Source organism: Tamlana crocina (genome assembly GCF_012037625.1).
Genome location: NZ_JAAVJS010000002.1, coordinates 99,746 through 118,462 on the forward strand (window position 1 = coordinate 99,746; position 18,717 = coordinate 118,462).

Here is an 18,717-nt window from a genome sequence, read left to right on the forward strand (position 1 = left end):
GTATAGTAACCCAAAATTAGTGGGAATAGCAATTTAAATATGTAAAGCTCTATCTCCAGTTGCAGCAAGCGCCGCTTCTTTGATAGCTTCTGTAAAGGTTGGGTGGGCATGGCTCATACGCGAAATATCTTCCGCCGATGCTCTGTATTCCATCGCTACAACGGCTTCAGCAATCATATCGGCTGCACGGGCACCAACCATGTGTACACCTAAAATCTCATCGGTGTTTTTATCGGCCAATACTTTTACAAATCCGTCGATATCCATACTCGCCCTGGCACGACCTAAAGCACGCATTGGGAATTGTCCCGATTTGTATTCCACACCAGCCTCTTTTAACTGCTCTTCGGTTTTACCTACAGCAGCTACTTCTGGCCAAGTATAAACCACACCAGGAATTAAATTATAATCGATATGTGGCTTTTGTCCGGCTAAAGTTTCGGCTACGAACACGCCTTCTTCTTCAGCTTTGTGTGCCAACATAGCCCCTTTTACCACATCACCAATCGCATAAATATTTGATGCCGACGTTTGTAAATGGTCGTTTACTTCAATTTGCCCTCTGTCGTTTACTTTAACACCAGCGGCTTCGGCATTTAATCCATCGGTATATGGACGACGCCCTACAGACACCAAACAGTAATCGCCTTTAAATTCAACTTCTTCACCTTTTTTGTTATCGGCTTTTACAATAACCTCATCGCCTTTTCTTTCAACCGATTTTACTTTATGGGAAACATTCATGCTGAACTTTTGCTTCTTCAACACTTTGTTCAATTCTTTTGAAAGTCCGCCATCCATCGTCGGGATAATACGGTCCATAAACTCAACCACAGACACCTCGGCGCCCAAACGTTTGTACACCTGACCAAGCTCCAAACCGATTACACCACCACCAATAATGATTAAGTGTTTTGGTATTTCCTTTAGTTTTAAAGCTTCGGTTGAAGTAATGATGCGTTCTTTATCTATGTCTATAAATGGCAAAGTTGATGGCTTACTTCCGGTAGCAATAATGGTGTTTTTGGCTTCAATTTCGGTTATTTCTTCACCAGCAATGGTAATATGTGTCGCGTCCTTAAAACTTCCTAAACCTTGGTAAACGTCAATATTGTTTTTCTTCATTAAAAAATCAATACCGCCAGTGGTTTGATCCACCACCGCTTGCTTACGGGCAATCATTTTTTCCAGATTCACCTTAACATCGCCAGGAATTTCAATACCATGCTCTTCAAAGTGCTTTACGGCATCTTCGTAGTGGTGCGAAGAATCTAAAAGCGCTTTACTGGGGATGCATCCCACGTTTAAACAAGTACCTCCTAAAGTTGAGTATTTTTCAATAATGGCAGTTTTCATGCCCAATTGTGCGCAACGGATCGCTGCTACATATCCGCCAGGACCGGAGCCTATTACGGCTACATCATATGAGTTCATATTTTTATTTTGAAATTCTTTAGTTTTTAACCAAAATCAAAAATACGAATGTTTTATGGTAGGGCAATAAAAAAGCAAGGTTTATGGAATGAAATATTGATTTTCAATAAATACTTCAATAATTTTCCCTTAATCGTAAATATAAACTGAAATTTTAACATATTTTCCTCTGCTATTTCAACAAAGTGCTCAATCGATTAATCAACACCATTTTTTCATGTTTTCAATTTGAAATTACACCTATTTTTTTCTGACCAAACTATTTTTTCGTATTTTAATGATTCACATTAATTAAAACCAAAATATTATGGATGAGCATATTTATAAAAAGATTGAAATTGTAGGCACTTCGGCCAAATCGAGCGATGACGCTATTGAAAACGCCATTAAAAAAGCTTCAAAATCGGTACAGAATCTCAGATGGTTTGAAGTTATCGACACGCGCGGAAACATAAAAAAAGGTAAAGTTGATATGTGGCAGGTTACCGTAAAATTGGGCTTTACCATGAAAAATTAATGAAGCACACTATATATTTCTCAACTGAAATTATGTAGTTTTGTGCGTCATGCAAAAAAACATCAACATACAGAACAAAAAAGCTAAGTTTCAATATGAAATTTTGGAAAAATACACCGCTGGGATTGTTCTGTCGGGTACCGAAATTAAATCGATTAGAAACAGTAAAGCCTCTATTGCCGAAAGTTTTTGCGAATTTAACGACCGTGGCGAACTGTTTGTGGTAAATATGACCATTGAAGAATACAAATACGGCACCCATTATAACCACAGGCCCAAAGCCGAACGCAAATTACTCCTCAATAAAAGGGAGCTAAAAAAACTTAGCAAAGAAGTACAAAATACGGGGCTAACCATTATTCCGTTGCGATTATTTATCAACGAAAATGGCTTGGCCAAGTTGGTTGTGGCCCTAGCAAAAGGTAAAAAACTGTTCGACAAGCGGGAAACCATAAAAGACCGCGATAACAAACGCAATCTGGACCGTATAAAAAAAGCTTATAATTAATAATTATGGCTTGTTTTTTTGATGAACATGGCTTAGTATTAACTTTTTTAGATAAAAAGAGGAAAAACATGAAATACCCACTGGCTCTCCTTATCGCCATTTTTTTCGGCTTACAAATCCATGCCCAAGACGATTCCAATAAAGAAGAAAAAACCGAAGAACAAGAAGAAAAAGTTTTAGACACCACGGCCGTTTACACCCTAAACAAAACCATAAAAGCCTTGTACGGTTCTATTTCAGGTGAAAAGGAAGAAAAAAGAAATTGGAAACAATTTCATTATCTTTTTAAGCCAGAAGCCAAAATGGTGGTTTCGCATTTAAATGACGATTTTGTTTACGACACACGTTATTTAAGTCCGAAAGACTATAAAAAAACGTCTGAAAAATGGATGATGGAACATGGTTTCATTGAAAAGGAAATCCACCGAAAAGTCGAGCATTTTGGCAATATTGTTCACGTTTTCAGCACTTACGAAGCGTTTTATTCAAATACTGACGAGGAACCCTTTATGCGCGGCGTTAACAGCATTCAATTGTTTTACGACGGCACACGTTGGTGGATTGTAAACATTATGTGGGCACAGGAAAACGACGAAAACCCCATTCCTAAAAAATACTTACCTTAAGCAGCTAACCATGGGAAAACAACTTCCAGAAATCACGCCCGAACTCCAAAAATTTATTAAAAAGCAACACATCTTTTTTGTGGGTACAGCGGCTACCGATGGCCGAGTAAACGTATCGCCCAAAGGTTATGATTCGTTGCGCGTGTTGGGTCCAAATAAATTGGTGTGGCTCAATTTAACAGGAAGCGGCAACGAAACGGCAGCACACCTTTTAAAGAATGACCGTATGACCATTATGTTCTGCGCATTTGAAGGCAAACCACTTATTTTACGGCTTTACGGACAGGCCAAAATTTATCATGAAACGGATGCCAAATTTCAACAACATATCGGCCTGTTTGAAGAAAACACCGGCTCTCGGCAAATTATCGTTATGGATATTGATTTAGTGCAAACCTCTTGCGGATATTCCATTCCGTTTATGGATTTTAAAGAAGATCGCGAACAGCTAAACGCTTGGAGCACCAAACAGGGCAAGGAAAAAATAAAAGCCTATCAACAGGAAAAAAACGCCAAAAGCATTGATGGGTTTGAAACGGAGATTCGTTAAAATTCAACTATCTCAAATACCAATCCCGATAGCTATCGGGACTAAATTCCAACAACTAACTGCTAACTGCTAACTGCTAACTGCTAACTGCTAACAAACCTAATTCTTATCCTCCAAAAGGGGTACAAATCTAAACGCGCCAAATTCCTCTTTATCGAATTCTTTTGGGCCTTTGCGGGTAAACATGGTCATTTCTTGCACGTCGTCGCCTACGGGAATCACCAATCGCCCACCAATTTTAAGTTGGCTCAATAGTGGTGTAGGCACATAAGGCGCCCCAGCAGTAACCAAAATACCATCAAAAGGCGCTTCTTCTCTCAATCCGATATAACCGTCACCAAAAATGAGTTTTTTAGCGCGATAGCCCAATTTAGGTAAAAACTTACTGGTTTTTTTAAACAGCTCGTTTTGGCGTTCAATACTATAAACCCTAGCGCCCATTTCGCACAATACGGCCGTTTGGTAGCCGCTGCCCGTACCGATTTCCAAAATTTTATCGCCCTTTTTTATTTGGAGCAATTCCGTTTGAAAAGCCACCGTATAGGGCTGCGAAATGGTTTGGTCGGCTGCAATCGGGAAGGCTTTATCCACGTAAGCATAATGCAAAAAGCCCGAGTCCATAAACAAATGCCGCGGAATGTTGTTAATGGCATTTAAAACCGATTTATCAACTATGCCTTTGTGCTTTAACTCGTTAACCAACTGCTGGCGCAATCCCTTATGCTTAAATGTATCTTTCAATTTGGTGGTGTTAGAATCGATAAAATTACTCAAAACATTTTAAAGCTTAAAAGCAATTTCGGCAGAATTTAGTTTTCAGGTTTTAGATATAAACGAACTCGGAGCAAGTTCATAAAAATTTTGTAAGAAAAACTATTTTCGTTTCGATGCAAGTATCGGAGCATTTAAATCTCGATTATCGAAACAAAAATTAAAGTGAATTCCTTAAATTGACGTTTTAATTATCTTATTTTTGTTGAAAACGTAAAAATTATGCTAAAAGCAGGTGTACTTGGTGCCGGGCACTTAGGAAAAATCCATTTAAGACTCCTTAAACAATCTGAAAAATACGAACTGGTTGGTTTTTATGATGCCGACGAAGCCCACGGCAAAAAAATAGAAGCCGAGTTTGGCTATAAGTTCTTCAATTCCGTTGATGCGCTGATTGATGCCGTTGATATGGTAGATATCGTTACGCCCACCCTTTCGCATTTCGAATGTGCCAAACAGGCCATTGCTAAGGGCAAACATATTTTTATTGAAAAACCCATTACCAACACTGTTGAGGAAGCCGAAGAAATCAGGCGTCTTTTAGCACAAAACAACCTACGCGGACAAGTGGGGCATGTTGAACGGTTCAACCCGGCATACCTGGCGGTAAAAAACGACATTCAATCGCCCATGTTTATCGAAACCCACCGTTTGGCAGAATTCAACCCAAGAGGCACAGATGTTCCCGTGGTGTTGGATTTAATGATCCACGATATCGATATTATTTTGAGTATCGTTAAGTCGAAAATCAAGCATATTTCGGCCAGTGGCGTTGCAGTAATCAGCGATACGCCCGATATTGCCAATGCTCGTTTAGAATTTGAAAACGGCTGTGTGGCCAATCTAACGGCGAGTCGTATTTCCCTCAAAAAAATGCGGAAAGCGCGTTTCTTCCAAAAGGATGCCTATATCTCAGTCGATTTCCTTACCAAAAAATGTGAGGTGGTAAAAATGAAGGATGCGCCTGAAACCCCGGGCGATTTTGATATGATTTTACAAAATGCGGAAGGCGTAAAGAAGCAAATTTATTTTGACAATCCACCAATACCAGAAAACAATTCCATTTTAGATGAATTGGAATCGTTTGCCGAAGCCATAAAACACAACCGTGCACCAGAAGTTACGCTTCATGATGGCACCGAGGCTCTGCGTGTAGCGAATCAGATTATTGATAGTTTTTAAGATAGCGGAAAGCTTGAAGTTGGAAGCATGAAAAAAGAAAGGTGAAGAGAAAAAACCTAAAGCTGGCTACCGACTAACAGCTCTTGACTATCGACTTATAAAAATACTTCTATGAAAAACATTGCAGTTATTGGCGCAGGCACCATGGGCAATGGCATTGCTCATACGTTTGCACAAAACGGTTTTAAAGTCAACCTTATTGATGTTAGCGAAGCTTCTTTAAAACGAGGCATGGACACCATTTCTAGAAATTTAGATAGGATGGTATCTAAAGAAAAAATAACCGAAGCCGATAAAACGGCCACTTTGGCAAACATTTCTACGTTTACCAAAATTTTAAGCGGCATACAAAAAGCCGATTTAGTGGTTGAAGCTGCCACCGAAAACCTCAATTTAAAACTCCGTATTTTTAAGGAACTGGACGAAACTTGCGCCGAACACACCATTTTGGCTAGCAACACCTCGTCTATTTCCATCACGCAAATTGCGGCCGCCACAAAACCAGAACGCGTTATCGGGATGCATTTTATGAATCCTGTACCGATTATGGAATTGGTTGAAGTTATCCGTGGTTACAACACTTCAAACGAAGTGACCCAAACCATCATGGCACTTTCAAAAAAATTGGGTAAAACCCCTGTGGAAGTAAACGATTATCCAGGATTTGTAGCCAACCGAATTTTAATGCCCATGCTTAATGAAGCTATTGAAACCCTGTACAATGGCGTGGCTGGCGTTGAGGAAATTGATACCGTAATGAAACTGGGCATGGCACACCCTATGGGACCGTTGCAACTGGTCGATTTTATTGGGTTGGACGTTTGTCTTTCTATTTTGAATGTGATGTACAACGGGTTTAAAAATCCGAAATATGCTCCCTGTCCCCTTTTGGTCAATATGGTCAACGCTGGTAAATTGGGCGTAAAATCGGGCGAAGGTTTTTATGATTATTCCGAAAGTAAAAAGGCAGAAAAAGTTTCTAAACAATTTAAATAGTCTCAGTTGGCAGTACTCAGTTGGCAGTCATTAACTGAATACTGAGTACTGCTTACTGCCAACTAAAAAGCATGGCCAAAGTACTCCCATTTAAAGCCGTAAAACCTACTCCAGAAAAAGTTGAATTGGTAGCCTCGCGTTCGTACCAAAGCTATTCTCCAACCGAAATGGAGCATATTTTAAGCACCAATCCCTATTCGTTTTTAAACATTGTCAACCCCAGTTACAAGCACCAGAACGCCGTCAAAAGGAAAAAGCGCTATACTTTGGTGAAAAACCATTACAAGACGTTCAAAGCCCAAGGTGTTTTTAAACAAGACGATAGAGCTAGCTATTACGTTTATAAAATCAGAAAAAGCAACGGGGTTTCATTCTCGGGCATTATTGCGGCCGCCAGCACCGAAGATTACAAAAACAACGTGATTAAAAAGCATGAAGATACCATTGCGCATCGCGAAAATATGTTTAAGGATTACCTAAAAACAGTGGGATTCAATGCCGAGCCTGTTTTGCTAACCTATGCAGACAACACCTCAATTACCGGTATCATTTCAGAAACACAAAACACAACTCCCGAGTTTGAGTTTTCAACCGATAACGAAGATTTCCATAAACTTTGGAAAATTGAAAGTGATGCCACGATTGGCCAAATTTCAACAGAATTTAAAAACATCGATTCCATTTACATTGCCGATGGCCACCACAGATCGGCATCATCAAATTTATTAACTGAAAGTCTAAAGCAGGAAAACAAAAACCACACAGGAAACGAACCCTATAATTTTTTTATGGGCTTTTTTATTGCAGAATCGGAGCTCAAAATTTATGAATTCAACCGATTGGTGAGAGATTTAAACGGACTTTCAAAAGATCTATTTTTAGAGCAATTGCAACTAAATTTCAGAATAGAAAACCGAGGCATGGACCTTTGTAAACCTACGGAAAAACACCAATTCAGCATGTATCTTGATGGCGAATTTTATGCTATTTCACTACTTGAAAATCAATATAATTTTCAAAATGCGTTGGAGGCTCTGGATGCACAAATACTTTTTCAAACGGTATTAAAGCCTATTTTGGGCATTTCCGATTTACGGAACAATTCGCGCATCGATTATCTGCATGGCAAAAACAGCCTTACGGAAATTAAAAATAAAGTGGATAGCGGAGAATTTGCTGTTGGCTTCGGACTCGTACCCGCGACCATTAACGAGATAAAAGCTATTGCCGACCAAGGTTTGACCATGCCTCCTAAAAGCACCTTCATTCAACCCAAATTAAGTAGTGGGGTAACCGTTTATGAATTTTAGGTTTCTAAATAGACCCGTTACCAGTAACGAAAAACACCAAAATCAACTAAAAACTAAACCAGCACAAAAGCATCAAACAGACGAAAAATCTTAAAAATTTAAGTTATATTTAGCCAATATGAACATTAAAGACAACCTTGAAAAAATAAAATCTTCGTTACCTGACCACGTTACATTGGTGGCTGTTTCAAAAACCAAACCGCTTGGCGATATTATGGAAGCCTACCATGCTGGACAACGCGTTTTTGGCGAGAACAAAATTCAGGATATGGCCGAAAAATACGAGGCTCTTCCAAAAGACATTGAATGGCACATGATTGGCCATGTGCAACGGAACAAGGTGAAATATATGGCACCGTTTGTATCGCTGATTCATGGAGTGGACAATTATAAATTGCTGAAGGAAATTGATAAACAGGCACAAAAAAGCGAACGCATTATTGACTGCCTGCTTCAAATAAAAATTGCTGAAGAAGATTCAAAATTTGGCATGACCTTAGATGATGCTTCAGGGATTTTAAAATCAGAAAACTTTTCAGAATTAAAAAACATTCGGATTACCGGGGTTATGGGCATGGCTACTTTTACCGATGATGATGCCCAAATCGGAAAGGAATTCAATGCTTTAAAATCAGCTTTTGAGAAACTAAAAACCATTGAAGCACCAAACTTTCAACCCAAAACCATCAGTATGGGCATGAGCGGCGATTACCCGTTGGCCATTGAGTGCGGTAGTAATATGGTTAGAATTGGAAGTAGTATTTTTGGGGAAAGAAATTAACACTAAAACCACAGATTATTTACGCAATACTCGACATAGAAACCACCGGCGGAAAGTACAATGAAGAAGGCATTACCGAAATAGCCATTTACAAATATGATGGCCATGAGGTGGTGGATCAATTTATAAGTTTGGTAAATCCCGAACGCGAAATACAGCCCTTTGTGGTTAACCTAACGGGGATAAATAGCAATATGCTACGCAGTGCGCCAAAGTTTTACGAAGTAGCCAAGCGCATTGTTGAGATTACCGACGAGTGCATTTTGGTGGCCCACAATGCCAATTTCGATTACAGGATTTTAAAAACCGAATTTAAACGCTTGGGCTTTGACTACGAACGAAAATCGTTGTGCACGGTCGAGTTGTCCAAAAATTTAATCCCGGGGCAACCCTCGTACAGTTTGGGTAAACTGGTGCGCTCTTTGGGCATTCCGGTGACCGACCGCCATAGAGCTTCGGGCGATGCACTAGCCACTGTTAAACTCTTTAAAGTGCTTCTGAACAAAGACACCGAAAAAGATATTGTTAAGCAATCCATCAAATCGAACCCAAAACATCAGCTGGAACCGCGACATATCGATATTATTGAAAATTTACCATCAACTACGGGGGTGTATTACATTCATAAAGCTGATGGAGAAATCATCTATATCGGGAAGAGCAACAACATAAAAAAGCGCATCAACCAACATTTTACGGGCACACATGCCAAATCAAAAAAAATTCAATCTAAAGTATCGGCGGTAACTTATGAGTCTACAGGCAGCGAACTGGTAGCGCTTTTAAAAGAAAGTGAAGAGATAAAAAAGAATCGTCCCATTTACAATCGGGCGTTAAGGCGTTCCATTTTCACCCATGCACTCTATAGTTTTGTTGACGAAAACGGTTATATCAACTTAAAAATCGATATTGCCGATGGGCGAAAAAACCCCATCACCACCTTTAGCACCAGACAAAGCGGAAAAAGCTTTATTACCAAAGCGGTCGAGGAGTTTAATCTATGCCAAAAACTCACCGGATTGTACAAAACAAAATCCAGTTGTTTCAATTACGATATTAAGGAATGCCAAGGGGCTTGCATACAAAAAGAATCCCCAGAATCGTATAACCAAAGGGTAAAACAACTTATTGACAAAAACAGCTATTCTAACAAAAATATGGTAATCATTGACCGTGGCCGGGATGTGGACGAACGCAGCGCCATATTAATTAAAGACGGTGTTTTTCAAGGTGTTGGTTATTTCAACCTGAATTATCAAATCAACAATATTGATGTTTTGGAATCCATCATCACCCCAATGCAGAACAATAGGGACGTGCAGCACATCATCCAAAGTTACCTCAGAAAAAATAAGCGTTTAAAAGTTATTCACTTAAACGAAAATTAAATCTTTTAGTATTTTTGCGCACTATGGAGAAATCGAGCAACTTTAGCAAATGGAGAGCCAAAATCCACGAAGTGATATATGGCACCCATACCCGTACCGGAAAGTTGTTCGACATTGTTTTACTCATGGCCATCATTTACAGTATCATTATCGTGATGCTGGAAAGTGTTGAGTCTTTCGATAATAAATACCATAATTTTTTCAACATTTCAGAATGGGTCATCACCATTTTGTTCACCATTGAGTACATTTTAAGAATTGTAAGTGTAAAGAAACCCAAAAAATACATTTTAAGTTTTTACGGCATCGTTGATTTACTGTCAACCCTTCCAAAATATATTTCATTCTTTATTTTAGACACCCAGTTTTTAGCTGTTTTCAGAGCCTTGCGTTTGCTAAGAATATTTAGGATTTTAAAATTAATTCGATATGTTGGCGAATCGAATAAACTTATTAGAGCCTTAAGAAACAGTCGGTCTAAAATTTTCATTTTTATATTCTTTGTATTTATAATTTCCATCATTCTGGGTACGGTGATGTATTTAATTGAAGGCCCTGACAATGGCTTTAAAAGCATTCCACAAAGTATTTATTGGTGTATCGTCACCCTGACTACGGTTGGTTTTGGCGATATTACCCCGCAAACTGCCGTTGGGCAAATATTGGCAACCATTATTATGATTATTGGTTACGGCATAATTGCTGTGCCCACCGGAATCGTTTCGGCCGAATACGCTTCAACAAGGGGAAAATCGCCCAACAAGGAAAACAGCTCTTGTGCAAACTGCGGATCTGATATTATAATGGAAGACGCTTCATACTGCAGAAAGTGTGGCCATAAATTAAACGATGAGTAACTATTTAATTTCGATTACTGGCCCTACGGCCATAGGCAAAACGGCATTGAGTATTAAATTGGCTCAGCATTTTAATACTGAAATCATATCGGCCGATTCGCGCCAGTTTTTCAAGGAAATGCAAATCGGCACCGCCGCTCCAACCCCAGAAGAACTCAGTGCCGCCAAGCATCATTTTATCCATCATAAATCCATTCACGACCAGTATAGCGTTGGGGCTTTCGAGCGCGACGCCATAACCCGTTTGGATGCGTTATTCGAAAAACACAACCTAGTGGTAATGGTAGGCGGTTCGGGCTTATATGTTGATGCAGTGGTTAACGGGCTGGATGATTTTCCGGATGTTGACGTCAGCATCCGAGACACATTGAATACCGATTTAGACAAAAAAGGCCTCACCCATTTACAGGAACAACTAAAAGTTTTGGATCCCATTTCTTATAACACCATTGCTATTGACAATCCGCATCGTGTTATCCGTGCTTTGGAAATTTGTATCGGTACCGGCCAACCCTATTCTTCATTTTTGAACAAAGAAAAAGATAAGCGCAACTTTAAAACCATAACTATTGGACTTTCCGCCGAAAGGCCAACCATTTACAACCGTATTGAAAAGCGTGTGGATATGATGATGTACAACGGTTTGTTGGATGAAGCCAAATCACTCTTTCCGCAGAGGCACCTCAACGCACTGAACACTGTAGGCTACAAAGAACTGTTCCATTATTTTGAAGGCCAATGGAGCTTGGATTTTGCCATTTCTGAAATCAAGAAAAATACGAGACGCTTTGCCAAACGACAACTAACGTGGTTTAGAAAAAATGAAGATAAGTTGTGGTTTGATTATTTAACTCCTTCTGAATATATTATTGATGCAATTAATGAAAGAATTTACGCTGAAGAAGAGTTATCAAATTAAGTGCTCCGTTAAGTTATGATTGTTCTGATAAAAAAACTTTTGAGAGGATATCAATTGAAGTTTGAATACTGTTGAAAATTATAATAAGTGGTACATTAAAAAATATGGAAAGGATGCAGAAACAAGTTCGGCATGACAGATAACAATATGTTATTTCATAACCACATCGCTGTACTTGCCATTCACCACAATACTTTTTCCGCTGTTTAAACTCGTGGATGAAAAATTAGAAGTACTGCCCTTGGTTTTATTTTTAGGGTGCGAAAACTGCGAATGTGTGCCTTTGTAAGTCACATTACACTCCGCTTTTGGAAGCGCAATTACCGCATTACTATTTTGTAAAATCACGTTTAAGTTGGAAAAACTGTCATCAATTTCGGCAATGGACAAATCGCCAATATTGCCATCAATCACGGCACTTCCAGAAAGTTTACCCACATCCACATTTGAAGATACAGCATTTAAAACCAAATGGTTAACATGTTCCAAATCGGCACGATTTACATAATTTAAGTTTAGTTCACCTAAATTCCAATGCGACACAAAAACTGGCGAATAGGAAGCATTGATGGAAGTTAAACTCCCATCAATGCGTTGTGCTTTAAACTTGGCATGCGATACATTGGCCTTCAAATTATCAACATTGGCGGTAAATTCTATTTCGCCGTACCTAACGTTCACTTTCAATTTGGCCTTTTTCGGTATTTTAATTTTAATGGTTTTCTTGGCGTCAATGCTCGACTTCTCTTCAATAATTTTGATTACTTTTTTATCCCGCTCTTTGGCGTGTTCCTTGGCACGTTCTTTATGGGCTTCCATTCTGGCTTGATGAGCTTCTGCTATACGCTCGGCATGTTCGGCGTGCCTTTCGGCCTGGGCCTCCATGCGCTCGGCATGTCTTTCCATACGCTCTGTATAGCGCTCGCCCCATTCCTTTCCAAACTTTTCGCCCCAAGCCTGCATCTTTTCTTCAAAATCCTTTCCGAATTTCGATTCAAACTGTTCGGTGTATTTTTTCAAATACTTTTCACCGTCCTTTTTATAGGCTTCATAGTCAAAATTAAAATTGTGGATGCCTTCGGGCAACTCTGGTAATTCAGGCATTTCTGGTACTTCGGGCAATTCTGGAATCTCAGGAACTTCAACAACATGCACGTCGAAATCCATTTCGGGCATTTCGGCCAACTCATACTTCAGTTCCTTTAAAATCACTTTTACATCGTCATCAGCATGCATCACCCAATGTGGCGAACCGCCCCCGGCAGCATTTATCGATACTTGGTTTTGCGTGGCATCAACATCCACCTTCCACGATTTAAGGGCTTTTTGCAATGCTTCATCGCTCAGTTTTTCGCCCTCCATGTAGGCTTCAATTTCCACTACATCTTTGTTCCAAGTATCGAACACAATATTGCAATGGCTCGAATTCAAATCGATAACCACGTCTTTATCCACTTTAATGGACTGCGACACTTTGGTCAATTTGTTTTGTGCCCACAGGCTTCCCATTGCAAGGAAGCACAGGGCAAAAAGGTTCACTTTTATGATTTTACTGTTCATTTTTTTGATTGTTTTAGATGGATTGCACCACGTCGTTGGTGTTTGAATTTTTTAATGATTTGATTTGATTTCGGAGGCGGTACAGTAAATTTAAACGGAGTTTTAGGTTATCGATTAGAGCATTAACAGTGAGTTCGCTTGGGCCAGATTCGGTCAGCTCCACCGATAGGCGTTTGTACTCTTTGTCCAATTCATTTAATTGCGATAAATAGCCATCAAAAAGTTCTTTGGTTTCTGGAGTGTATTCAATTTTAGAAAGTTCCAAATTAATGCTGGCTAGGTAATAATCTTCCACTTTTTTTAATCCGGGTGAAATATCGCCCAACGATTTGGTTGTAACAATTGGTGTTGTTGCCACACTATTATCGCTTTCAATGGGAGGGGTTTCAAAAAACTTAACCGCTCCAAACCCCAAACCTAAAAGCACTACAATACTTGCAGCCAGTTGCCACCAGCTAAAAGGTTTCTTTTTGGATACTGGCATGGCTTTGTCCAACTTTTCCAAAAACCGTGCTTGGTGCTTTTCTGGCATGCTTTCGCCCGAAACCGCATCGTTTTTAAATAATTCTCTAATATCTTGTGCCATTTTTTTGGGGTGTTAATAAGGTTTGTAATTTGGTTTTCCCTCTCGATAATTGCGTTCGCGAAGCCACTTCCGAAATCCCGAGAATCTCTGAAATTTCCTGATGGTCGTAGCCTTCAATTAAATATAGCATCACTACATACTGGTATTTATCGGGCAGTTTGCCAATGGCCGCTTTTACATCGTTTAAGGTTACTGTATCCTCAACCAACCATTTGTCGTTTTTTGCTGTATCGACTACTTTAAGGTGCACCTCGTTCAACTCAACAAGTTGATGTTTTTTCGATTTTAATACGTCGATACATTTATTAACCACAATGCGTTTCAACCAAGCACCAAAAGTCACTTCGGCCTCAAATTGATGCAGTTTTTCAAAAGCTTTGATGAAGGCTTCCTGCACCGCATCTTCGGCATCGGCGGCATCTTTCAAAAACCGTTTAGCCACAATATACATCGCGTTGCAGTACTGGTTGTATAACTGCAATTGTGCTTTACGGTTGTTCTGTTTACATTGTTCTATAATGTCAACTTGAAACATGCTTGTCGAGCTTCTGGTTTCGGTTAGTTCACTTTAAAGACTATCAAAAAAACAAGGTGTTGCAAAAAACCCATATTTTTTTTCGAGGGTGCATAACAAAGCTAAATAAATATACGTTTGCATTTTAGTAGTTATCCCTTTTAAATTATATTTGTGCCTCTTTAATTTGCTCTATATGAACACCTTTTTAAAACGCCTACTAATCCTACTATCTATCATTGCTTTAGGTTTATTTTTATACTCCGCTTTTGTTGAAAATATTTTTGATAGCAGATTGAGCCCGAAGGACACGGTAGAGTTTAAACTGAACGATTTAAAAATGAAGGTGTTTTACAACCGACCCTACAAAAAGGAACGGGAAATTTTTGGCGGGTTGGTACCTTTTAACCAAGTATGGCGAACGGGAGCCAACGAAGCCACTACGTTTGAAACCAACCAGGCTTTGGATATAAAAGGCATGCAATTGCCTGCTGGAAAATATACGTTATGGACGGTTCCAAAAGACTCTACTTGGTCGGTCATGTTCAATTCCAAACAGTATTCGTGGGGTGTAAACGCGCAAATGCAACCCATGTGGGACCCCAACTACGATGTTTTGAATGTTGAGGTGCCCGTGGAGCAATTAAACCATACTGTAGAGCAATTTACCATTGCCTTCGATAATTCTACCGATAACTTATCATTAACCATGGCGTGGGACGATGTTAAGGTTGCTGTACCGTTGAAGTAAGTTTGCAGCATTCAGTCGCAGTTTGCGGTCAAACATAAATTCCAAATTCCAAGCCGCTGAAAGAGATTTTCGGTCTACATGCTTCATGCTCCGCACTTTTTCAATCAAAATAAATTTGTAATTTAGGAGTACATTCGAAAATTCGTGGCAAAAATAAATAAATCGGCTTTAAGTGAAAAAAAAGGAGTTTCAGTTTCCGAAACCACCAATGCCAATTCCATTAAATCGTACAAAGAAAATCGAAAAACCGAAATTGCTCCAGACACATTAATTGAAGGGATTCTAAAAAAAAATATTACCGCTCTTGGTCGTGCCATTACTTTAATTGAGAGTAAAAACCAAAAACACACCAATCAAGCTAAAACCATTATACAGGCTTGTTTGCCCCATGCGAATAAATCTATTCGAATCGGGATTACAGGCGTTCCGGGTGTTGGAAAAAGCACCTTTATTGAAGCCTTTGGGAAACACCTCACCGACCTCGGCAAGCGGGTGGCGGTTTTGGCCATAGACCCTAGCAGCAGCATTACAAAAGGTAGCATTTTGGGCGACAAAACCCGGATGGAGCAATTAGCAAGAAACGATAGGGCATTTATCCGCCCTTCAGCCTCTGGCGAATCTTTGGGAGGTGTGGCCAGAACTACCCGCGAAACTATTATTTTATGCGAAGCCGCCGGTTTTGATGTTATTCTTATTGAAACCGTGGGCGTAGGCCAAAGTGAAATTGCCGTACATAGCATGGTTGATTTCTTTTTGCTCTTGAAATTGTCTGGTGCTGGTGACGAACTCCAAGGTATAAAACGCGGTATTATTGAAATGGCCGATGCCATAGCCATAAATAAAGCGGATGGCGACAACCTAAAATCGGCAAAACTGGCACAAACAGAATCTAAAAGAGCACTTAACCTCTACCCTGAAAAAGACTCACAGTGGCAACCACGGGTTTTGCTTTGCAGCGCCATAAACAATAAAGGCATCGATGCGATTTGGCAAATGATTTTAGAGTATGAAAAAGTTACCACGAAAAATGGCTATTTCGAAGAAAAACGAAACAAGCAAAGCGAATATTGGCTTATACAAACGATTGAAAACCAATTGAACTCCCGTTTTTTCCAAAGACCAGACATAAAAGCGGAACTCGAAAAACATTTAAAGCTGATTAGAGAAAACAAAACTACGGCATTTGCTGCTGCCGAGTATTTACTCGGTTTGGAATAAACATTTACTCTTCCTTCAACTGAAATCTGCTTTGCAAGTATTTATCCAATCTGTAAAATATGTAGCCGGAAAACAAACCAAAAGTAGCTCCAGAAATCACATCCAACGGAAAGTGTACGCCAATGTAAATTCTGCTGTAGCCCATGGCTAAAGCCCAAACGACCATTAAATACGGTAGGTATTTGTATTTCGATTTTAGCATAAAACTGGTAAAAACAGCCACCGCCATTGAGTTTGAAGCATGCCCCGAGAAGTACCCAAAACGGCCACCGCAATACGGTTTTACCAGACGCATTAAGTTCATTACCGTTTCGTCATGGCACGGCCTTAAACGTTGGAAAAAATAGCCTTTAAAAAGATTGGAAACTTGATCGGTAAACAAAATCATCAAGGCCACGACCACCAAAGTCAGCACGAACATTTTGGTGTTAAGTCGTTTGTACATCAAATACACCAAAACGACATAAAACGGAATCCAATTGAATTTAGTGGTGTAGAACATCCAAAAGCCATCCCACGTTTCAGTCCCCAATCCGTTCAAGTAAATAAATAGTTCTTTATCAAGTTCTATTAGTTGTTCTATCATAAATTACTCTTCGTATTTTGCGATTTCTGCATCATAAAACTCGGTAGCCAACTTAATGGCATTTTCGGTTTCGGTTTGCAGTTCTTTTTGGTCTTCAGCATCAAAATCCTCAAACCACTCCACTTCATCATTTTCAAGATTGATGATAAATCTAGGAAATTCGGTATGGATAACAAAAATAGCTGAAGGATAATCGGAATTATCACCTAAAATGAACTTGGGTAACGACATAATTTGAAATTAGTTATTGGACAAAATTAGCTTTTTAGTTAGAAAATGAAACCGAATATACAACAAAATTGCTGCCACGGTCAATCCCGCCAGAAGTCCAAACCAAACGCCCATGCTGGCAAAAGCCTCATTTTTTCCTAAAAACCACGAAATAGGAAACCCCACAACCCAATAAGAAATAAACACGAGCACCATAGGCACTTTTACATCTTGCAGTCCGCGCAGCGCCCCTAAAACCAATACTTGAATACTATCGCTTATTTGAAACACAGCAGCCACAAGCAGTAATTTTGATGCAATTTGCATTACTTCCCGGTTATCGATAGCGTTTTCAACATCGTTATGATCTAGATACAGTTTGGGCAATTGGGTATGAAATACTAAAAACAAAATGGCAAAAACCGTGGCCAGAATAATACCAAGGAAGAAAATAGAATGGGCAATGCGGCGGAGTTCCAAATATTTTTTTAATCCTTTTTGGTTTCCTACCCTAACCATTGCGGCAACACTTAAACCTGTAGCCACCATAAAGGTCATAGAGCTTAAGTTCAAGGCTATTTGATTGGCCGCTTGCGGGTTTTTCCCTAAAAGCCCACTCAACCAAATGGCTGCCGTAAAAATGGCCACTTCAAAAAACATTTGCATGGCACTGGGCATGCCCAAATCGATTATTTTTTTAAGCATGAGTTTATCTAAAATGAAAAACTTGATTTTGGTAACATAGTTTTTAGATTTATCGTTGTTAGACAATAAATACCAAATATGTGCCACCATTACCACTCGAGAAATTAAAGTACCGTAGGCCGCCCCAACAATGCCCATTTCTGGCATGCCTAATTTTCCGAAGATGAAAGCATAATTTAAAATCACATTAATGATATTGGCCAAAATGGTAGCGTACATGGGGTATTTAGTCATAGACAGCCCATCACTAAACTGCTTGAAGGCCTGAAAAACGATCAACGGAATTAACGACACGGCCACCAAATCCAAATATGGAATGGCCAATTCCACCACATCCAGTGGCTGCTTCATCAAGTACATAACGGGTTTAGCAAAAAACACCAACAGAAACAGCAAAATTCCCAAAACTGTACATAAAAAGAGCCCGTGTTTAAAGGACGATTTCCCGTTTATAAAATTTTGTTCCCCATCGGCCTCGGCAATAAGCGGGGTTATAGCCGTAGAGAACCCAATACCCAAAGACATGGCAATAAACATAAAACTATTACCCAAGGATACAGCAGCCAATTGGGCTGTTCCCAACTGGCCAACCATAATATTATCCACAAAGCTAACAAAGGTATGTCCCAACATCCCCAGCATAACGGGTGCGGCCAATTGCCAATTGTATTTGAACTCTTTGGTGTAATTAGATATTTTCATGCAGCAAATGTAACAGATTAGCTTCGGTTTTACCTCCTTTACTTAA

At 39.5% G+C, this 18,717-nt stretch carries 21 protein-coding genes; 13 read left to right on the forward strand and 8 right to left on the reverse strand.

All coding sequences use genetic code 11. The features are described from left to right. Window positions 1–33 precede the first annotated feature (33 nt). Window positions 34–1,434 (reverse strand): dihydrolipoyl dehydrogenase, encoded by a 1,401-nt coding sequence (gene lpdA / locus HC176_RS01900; protein WP_167916498.1) that lies wholly within the window; start codon window positions 1,432–1,434, stop codon window positions 34–36. Between the two features lie 307 nt (window positions 1,435–1,741). Here lpdA and HC176_RS01905 point away from each other — a divergent pair, with 307 nt between their 5' ends. From HC176_RS01905 to HC176_RS01920, 4 genes are all read left to right on the forward strand, one after another. Further along, a complete protein-coding gene (locus tag HC176_RS01905; RefSeq protein WP_167916499.1) occupies window positions 1,742–1,951 on the forward strand; it encodes a dodecin in 210 nt (69 codons plus the stop codon). A 49-nt stretch (window positions 1,952–2,000) separates the two neighbouring features. After that, complete coding sequence (gene smpB / locus HC176_RS01910; RefSeq protein WP_167916500.1) at window positions 2,001–2,459, forward strand: SsrA-binding protein SmpB; 459 nt, start codon at window positions 2,001–2,003, stop codon at window positions 2,457–2,459. A 68-nt stretch (window positions 2,460–2,527) separates the two neighbouring features. Next, entirely contained in the window at window positions 2,528–3,085 is a 558-nt protein-coding gene (locus HC176_RS01915) for a hypothetical protein (protein ID WP_167916501.1), read from the forward strand. A 10-nt stretch (window positions 3,086–3,095) separates the two neighbouring features. After that, window positions 3,096–3,635, forward strand: coding sequence for a pyridoxamine 5'-phosphate oxidase family protein (locus HC176_RS01920; RefSeq protein ID WP_167916502.1), 540 nt, complete (start codon window positions 3,096–3,098; stop codon window positions 3,633–3,635). Between the two features lie 99 nt (window positions 3,636–3,734). On the opposite strand, the gene HC176_RS01925 is transcribed toward HC176_RS01920, so the two are convergent. Further along, complete coding sequence (locus tag HC176_RS01925) at window positions 3,735–4,376, reverse strand: protein-L-isoaspartate(D-aspartate) O-methyltransferase (RefSeq protein WP_167916612.1); 642 nt, start codon at window positions 4,374–4,376, stop codon at window positions 3,735–3,737. Window positions 4,377–4,628: 252 nt separating this feature from the next. On the opposite strand from HC176_RS01925, the gene HC176_RS01930 reads away from it, so the two are divergent. The 7 genes from HC176_RS01930 (at window position 4,629) to miaA (ending at window position 11,839) form a co-directional block, all read left to right on the forward strand. After that, complete coding sequence (locus HC176_RS01930) at window positions 4,629–5,588, forward strand: Gfo/Idh/MocA family protein (protein WP_167916503.1); 960 nt, start codon at window positions 4,629–4,631, stop codon at window positions 5,586–5,588. A 111-nt stretch (window positions 5,589–5,699) separates the two neighbouring features. After that, a complete protein-coding gene (locus HC176_RS01935; protein WP_167916504.1) occupies window positions 5,700–6,584 on the forward strand; it encodes a 3-hydroxyacyl-CoA dehydrogenase family protein in 885 nt (294 codons plus the stop codon). Between the two features lie 71 nt (window positions 6,585–6,655). Then, entirely contained in the window at window positions 6,656–7,894 is a 1,239-nt protein-coding gene (locus HC176_RS01940) for a DUF1015 domain-containing protein (RefSeq protein ID WP_167916505.1), read from the forward strand. A 118-nt stretch (window positions 7,895–8,012) separates the two neighbouring features. After that, a complete protein-coding gene (locus tag HC176_RS01945) occupies window positions 8,013–8,675 on the forward strand; it encodes a YggS family pyridoxal phosphate-dependent enzyme (RefSeq protein ID WP_167916506.1) in 663 nt (220 codons plus the stop codon). A gap of 17 nt (window positions 8,676–8,692) precedes the next feature. Continuing rightward, the gene (locus HC176_RS01950; protein ID WP_167916613.1) at window positions 8,693–10,063 is read left to right on the forward strand and encodes an exonuclease domain-containing protein; all 1,371 of its coding nucleotides are present in this window, start codon (window positions 8,693–8,695) and stop codon (window positions 10,061–10,063) included. Window positions 10,064–10,086: 23 nt separating this feature from the next. Then, window positions 10,087–10,920, forward strand: a complete 834-nt coding sequence (locus HC176_RS01955) for an ion transporter (protein WP_167916614.1) — start codon at window positions 10,087–10,089, stop codon at window positions 10,918–10,920. Then, window positions 10,913–11,839, forward strand: coding sequence for a tRNA (adenosine(37)-N6)-dimethylallyltransferase MiaA (miaA, locus tag HC176_RS01960; protein WP_167916507.1), 927 nt, complete (start codon window positions 10,913–10,915; stop codon window positions 11,837–11,839). The genes HC176_RS01955 and miaA overlap by 8 nt, the downstream gene beginning before the upstream one ends. A gap of 150 nt (window positions 11,840–11,989) precedes the next feature. Here miaA and HC176_RS01965 read toward each other — a convergent pair whose 3' ends face one another. The 3 genes from HC176_RS01965 to HC176_RS01975 are packed head-to-tail and all read right to left on the reverse strand — an operon-like array spanning window position 11,990 to window position 14,520. Then, window positions 11,990–13,399, reverse strand: coding sequence for a hypothetical protein (locus HC176_RS01965; protein ID WP_167916508.1), 1,410 nt, complete (start codon window positions 13,397–13,399; stop codon window positions 11,990–11,992). A 13-nt stretch (window positions 13,400–13,412) separates the two neighbouring features. Next, the gene (locus HC176_RS01970) at window positions 13,413–13,985 is read right to left on the reverse strand and encodes a hypothetical protein (protein WP_167916509.1); all 573 of its coding nucleotides are present in this window, start codon (window positions 13,983–13,985) and stop codon (window positions 13,413–13,415) included. After that, window positions 13,969–14,520, reverse strand: a complete 552-nt coding sequence (locus HC176_RS01975; protein ID WP_167916510.1) for an RNA polymerase sigma factor — start codon at window positions 14,518–14,520, stop codon at window positions 13,969–13,971. The genes HC176_RS01970 and HC176_RS01975 overlap by 17 nt, the downstream gene beginning before the upstream one ends. Window positions 14,521–14,695: 175 nt before the next feature. Here HC176_RS01975 and HC176_RS01980 point away from each other — a divergent pair, with 175 nt between their 5' ends. After that, window positions 14,696–15,250, forward strand: a complete 555-nt coding sequence (locus tag HC176_RS01980) for a DUF2911 domain-containing protein (protein WP_167916511.1) — start codon at window positions 14,696–14,698, stop codon at window positions 15,248–15,250. Window positions 15,251–15,394: 144 nt separating this feature from the next. Further along, entirely contained in the window at window positions 15,395–16,468 is a 1,074-nt protein-coding gene (gene meaB / locus HC176_RS01985) for a methylmalonyl Co-A mutase-associated GTPase MeaB (RefSeq protein WP_167916512.1), read from the forward strand. Window positions 16,469–16,472: 4 nt separating this feature from the next. Here meaB and HC176_RS01990 read toward each other — a convergent pair whose 3' ends face one another. Genes HC176_RS01990 through HC176_RS02000 form a run of 3 tightly spaced genes read right to left on the reverse strand, consistent with a single transcriptional unit; the run spans window position 16,473 to window position 18,671 of the window. Beyond that, a complete protein-coding gene (locus HC176_RS01990) occupies window positions 16,473–17,054 on the reverse strand; it encodes a phosphatase PAP2 family protein (protein WP_167916513.1) in 582 nt (193 codons plus the stop codon). 3 nt (window positions 17,055–17,057) lie between these two features. Then, complete coding sequence (locus tag HC176_RS01995) at window positions 17,058–17,285, reverse strand: hypothetical protein (protein WP_167916514.1); 228 nt, start codon at window positions 17,283–17,285, stop codon at window positions 17,058–17,060. Window positions 17,286–17,294: 9 nt separating this feature from the next. Next, window positions 17,295–18,671, reverse strand: coding sequence for an MATE family efflux transporter (locus HC176_RS02000; protein ID WP_167916515.1), 1,377 nt, complete (start codon window positions 18,669–18,671; stop codon window positions 17,295–17,297). Between the last annotated feature and the right edge of the window lie 46 nt (window positions 18,672–18,717).

What these genes read in the sequence shown, in the direction of transcription:
- HC176_RS01975 (WP_167916510.1), bottom strand. Translation starts at nt 14,520, where the DNA reads ATGTTTCAAGTTGACATTATAGAACAATGTAAACAGAACAACCGTAAA.
- HC176_RS01915 (WP_167916501.1), top strand. Translation starts at nt 2,528, where the DNA reads ATGAAATACCCACTGGCTCTCCTTATCGCCATTTTTTTCGGCTTACAA.
- HC176_RS01980 (WP_167916511.1), top strand. Translation starts at nt 14,696, where the DNA reads ATGAACACCTTTTTAAAACGCCTACTAATCCTACTATCTATCATTGCT.
- HC176_RS01970 (WP_167916509.1), bottom strand. Translation starts at nt 13,985, where the DNA reads ATGGCACAAGATATTAGAGAATTATTTAAAAACGATGCGGTTTCGGGC.
- HC176_RS01990 (WP_167916513.1), bottom strand. Translation starts at nt 17,054, where the DNA reads ATGATAGAACAACTAATAGAACTTGATAAAGAACTATTTATTTACTTG.
- HC176_RS01935 (WP_167916504.1), top strand. Translation starts at nt 5,700, where the DNA reads ATGAAAAACATTGCAGTTATTGGCGCAGGCACCATGGGCAATGGCATT.
- HC176_RS01965 (WP_167916508.1), bottom strand. Translation starts at nt 13,399, where the DNA reads ATGAACAGTAAAATCATAAAAGTGAACCTTTTTGCCCTGTGCTTCCTT.
- HC176_RS02000 (WP_167916515.1), bottom strand. Translation starts at nt 18,671, where the DNA reads ATGAAAATATCTAATTACACCAAAGAGTTCAAATACAATTGGCAATTG.
- smpB (WP_167916500.1), top strand. Translation starts at nt 2,001, where the DNA reads ATGCAAAAAAACATCAACATACAGAACAAAAAAGCTAAGTTTCAATAT.
- HC176_RS01905 (WP_167916499.1), top strand. Translation starts at nt 1,742, where the DNA reads ATGGATGAGCATATTTATAAAAAGATTGAAATTGTAGGCACTTCGGCC.
- HC176_RS01955 (WP_167916614.1), top strand. Translation starts at nt 10,087, where the DNA reads ATGGAGAAATCGAGCAACTTTAGCAAATGGAGAGCCAAAATCCACGAA.
- HC176_RS01995 (WP_167916514.1), bottom strand. Translation starts at nt 17,285, where the DNA reads ATGTCGTTACCCAAGTTCATTTTAGGTGATAATTCCGATTATCCTTCA.
- HC176_RS01930 (WP_167916503.1), top strand. Translation starts at nt 4,629, where the DNA reads ATGCTAAAAGCAGGTGTACTTGGTGCCGGGCACTTAGGAAAAATCCAT.
- HC176_RS01940 (WP_167916505.1), top strand. Translation starts at nt 6,656, where the DNA reads ATGGCCAAAGTACTCCCATTTAAAGCCGTAAAACCTACTCCAGAAAAA.
- miaA (WP_167916507.1), top strand. Translation starts at nt 10,913, where the DNA reads ATGAGTAACTATTTAATTTCGATTACTGGCCCTACGGCCATAGGCAAA.
- lpdA (WP_167916498.1), bottom strand. Translation starts at nt 1,434, where the DNA reads ATGAACTCATATGATGTAGCCGTAATAGGCTCCGGTCCTGGCGGATAT.
- HC176_RS01920 (WP_167916502.1), top strand. Translation starts at nt 3,096, where the DNA reads ATGGGAAAACAACTTCCAGAAATCACGCCCGAACTCCAAAAATTTATT.
- HC176_RS01945 (WP_167916506.1), top strand. Translation starts at nt 8,013, where the DNA reads ATGAACATTAAAGACAACCTTGAAAAAATAAAATCTTCGTTACCTGAC.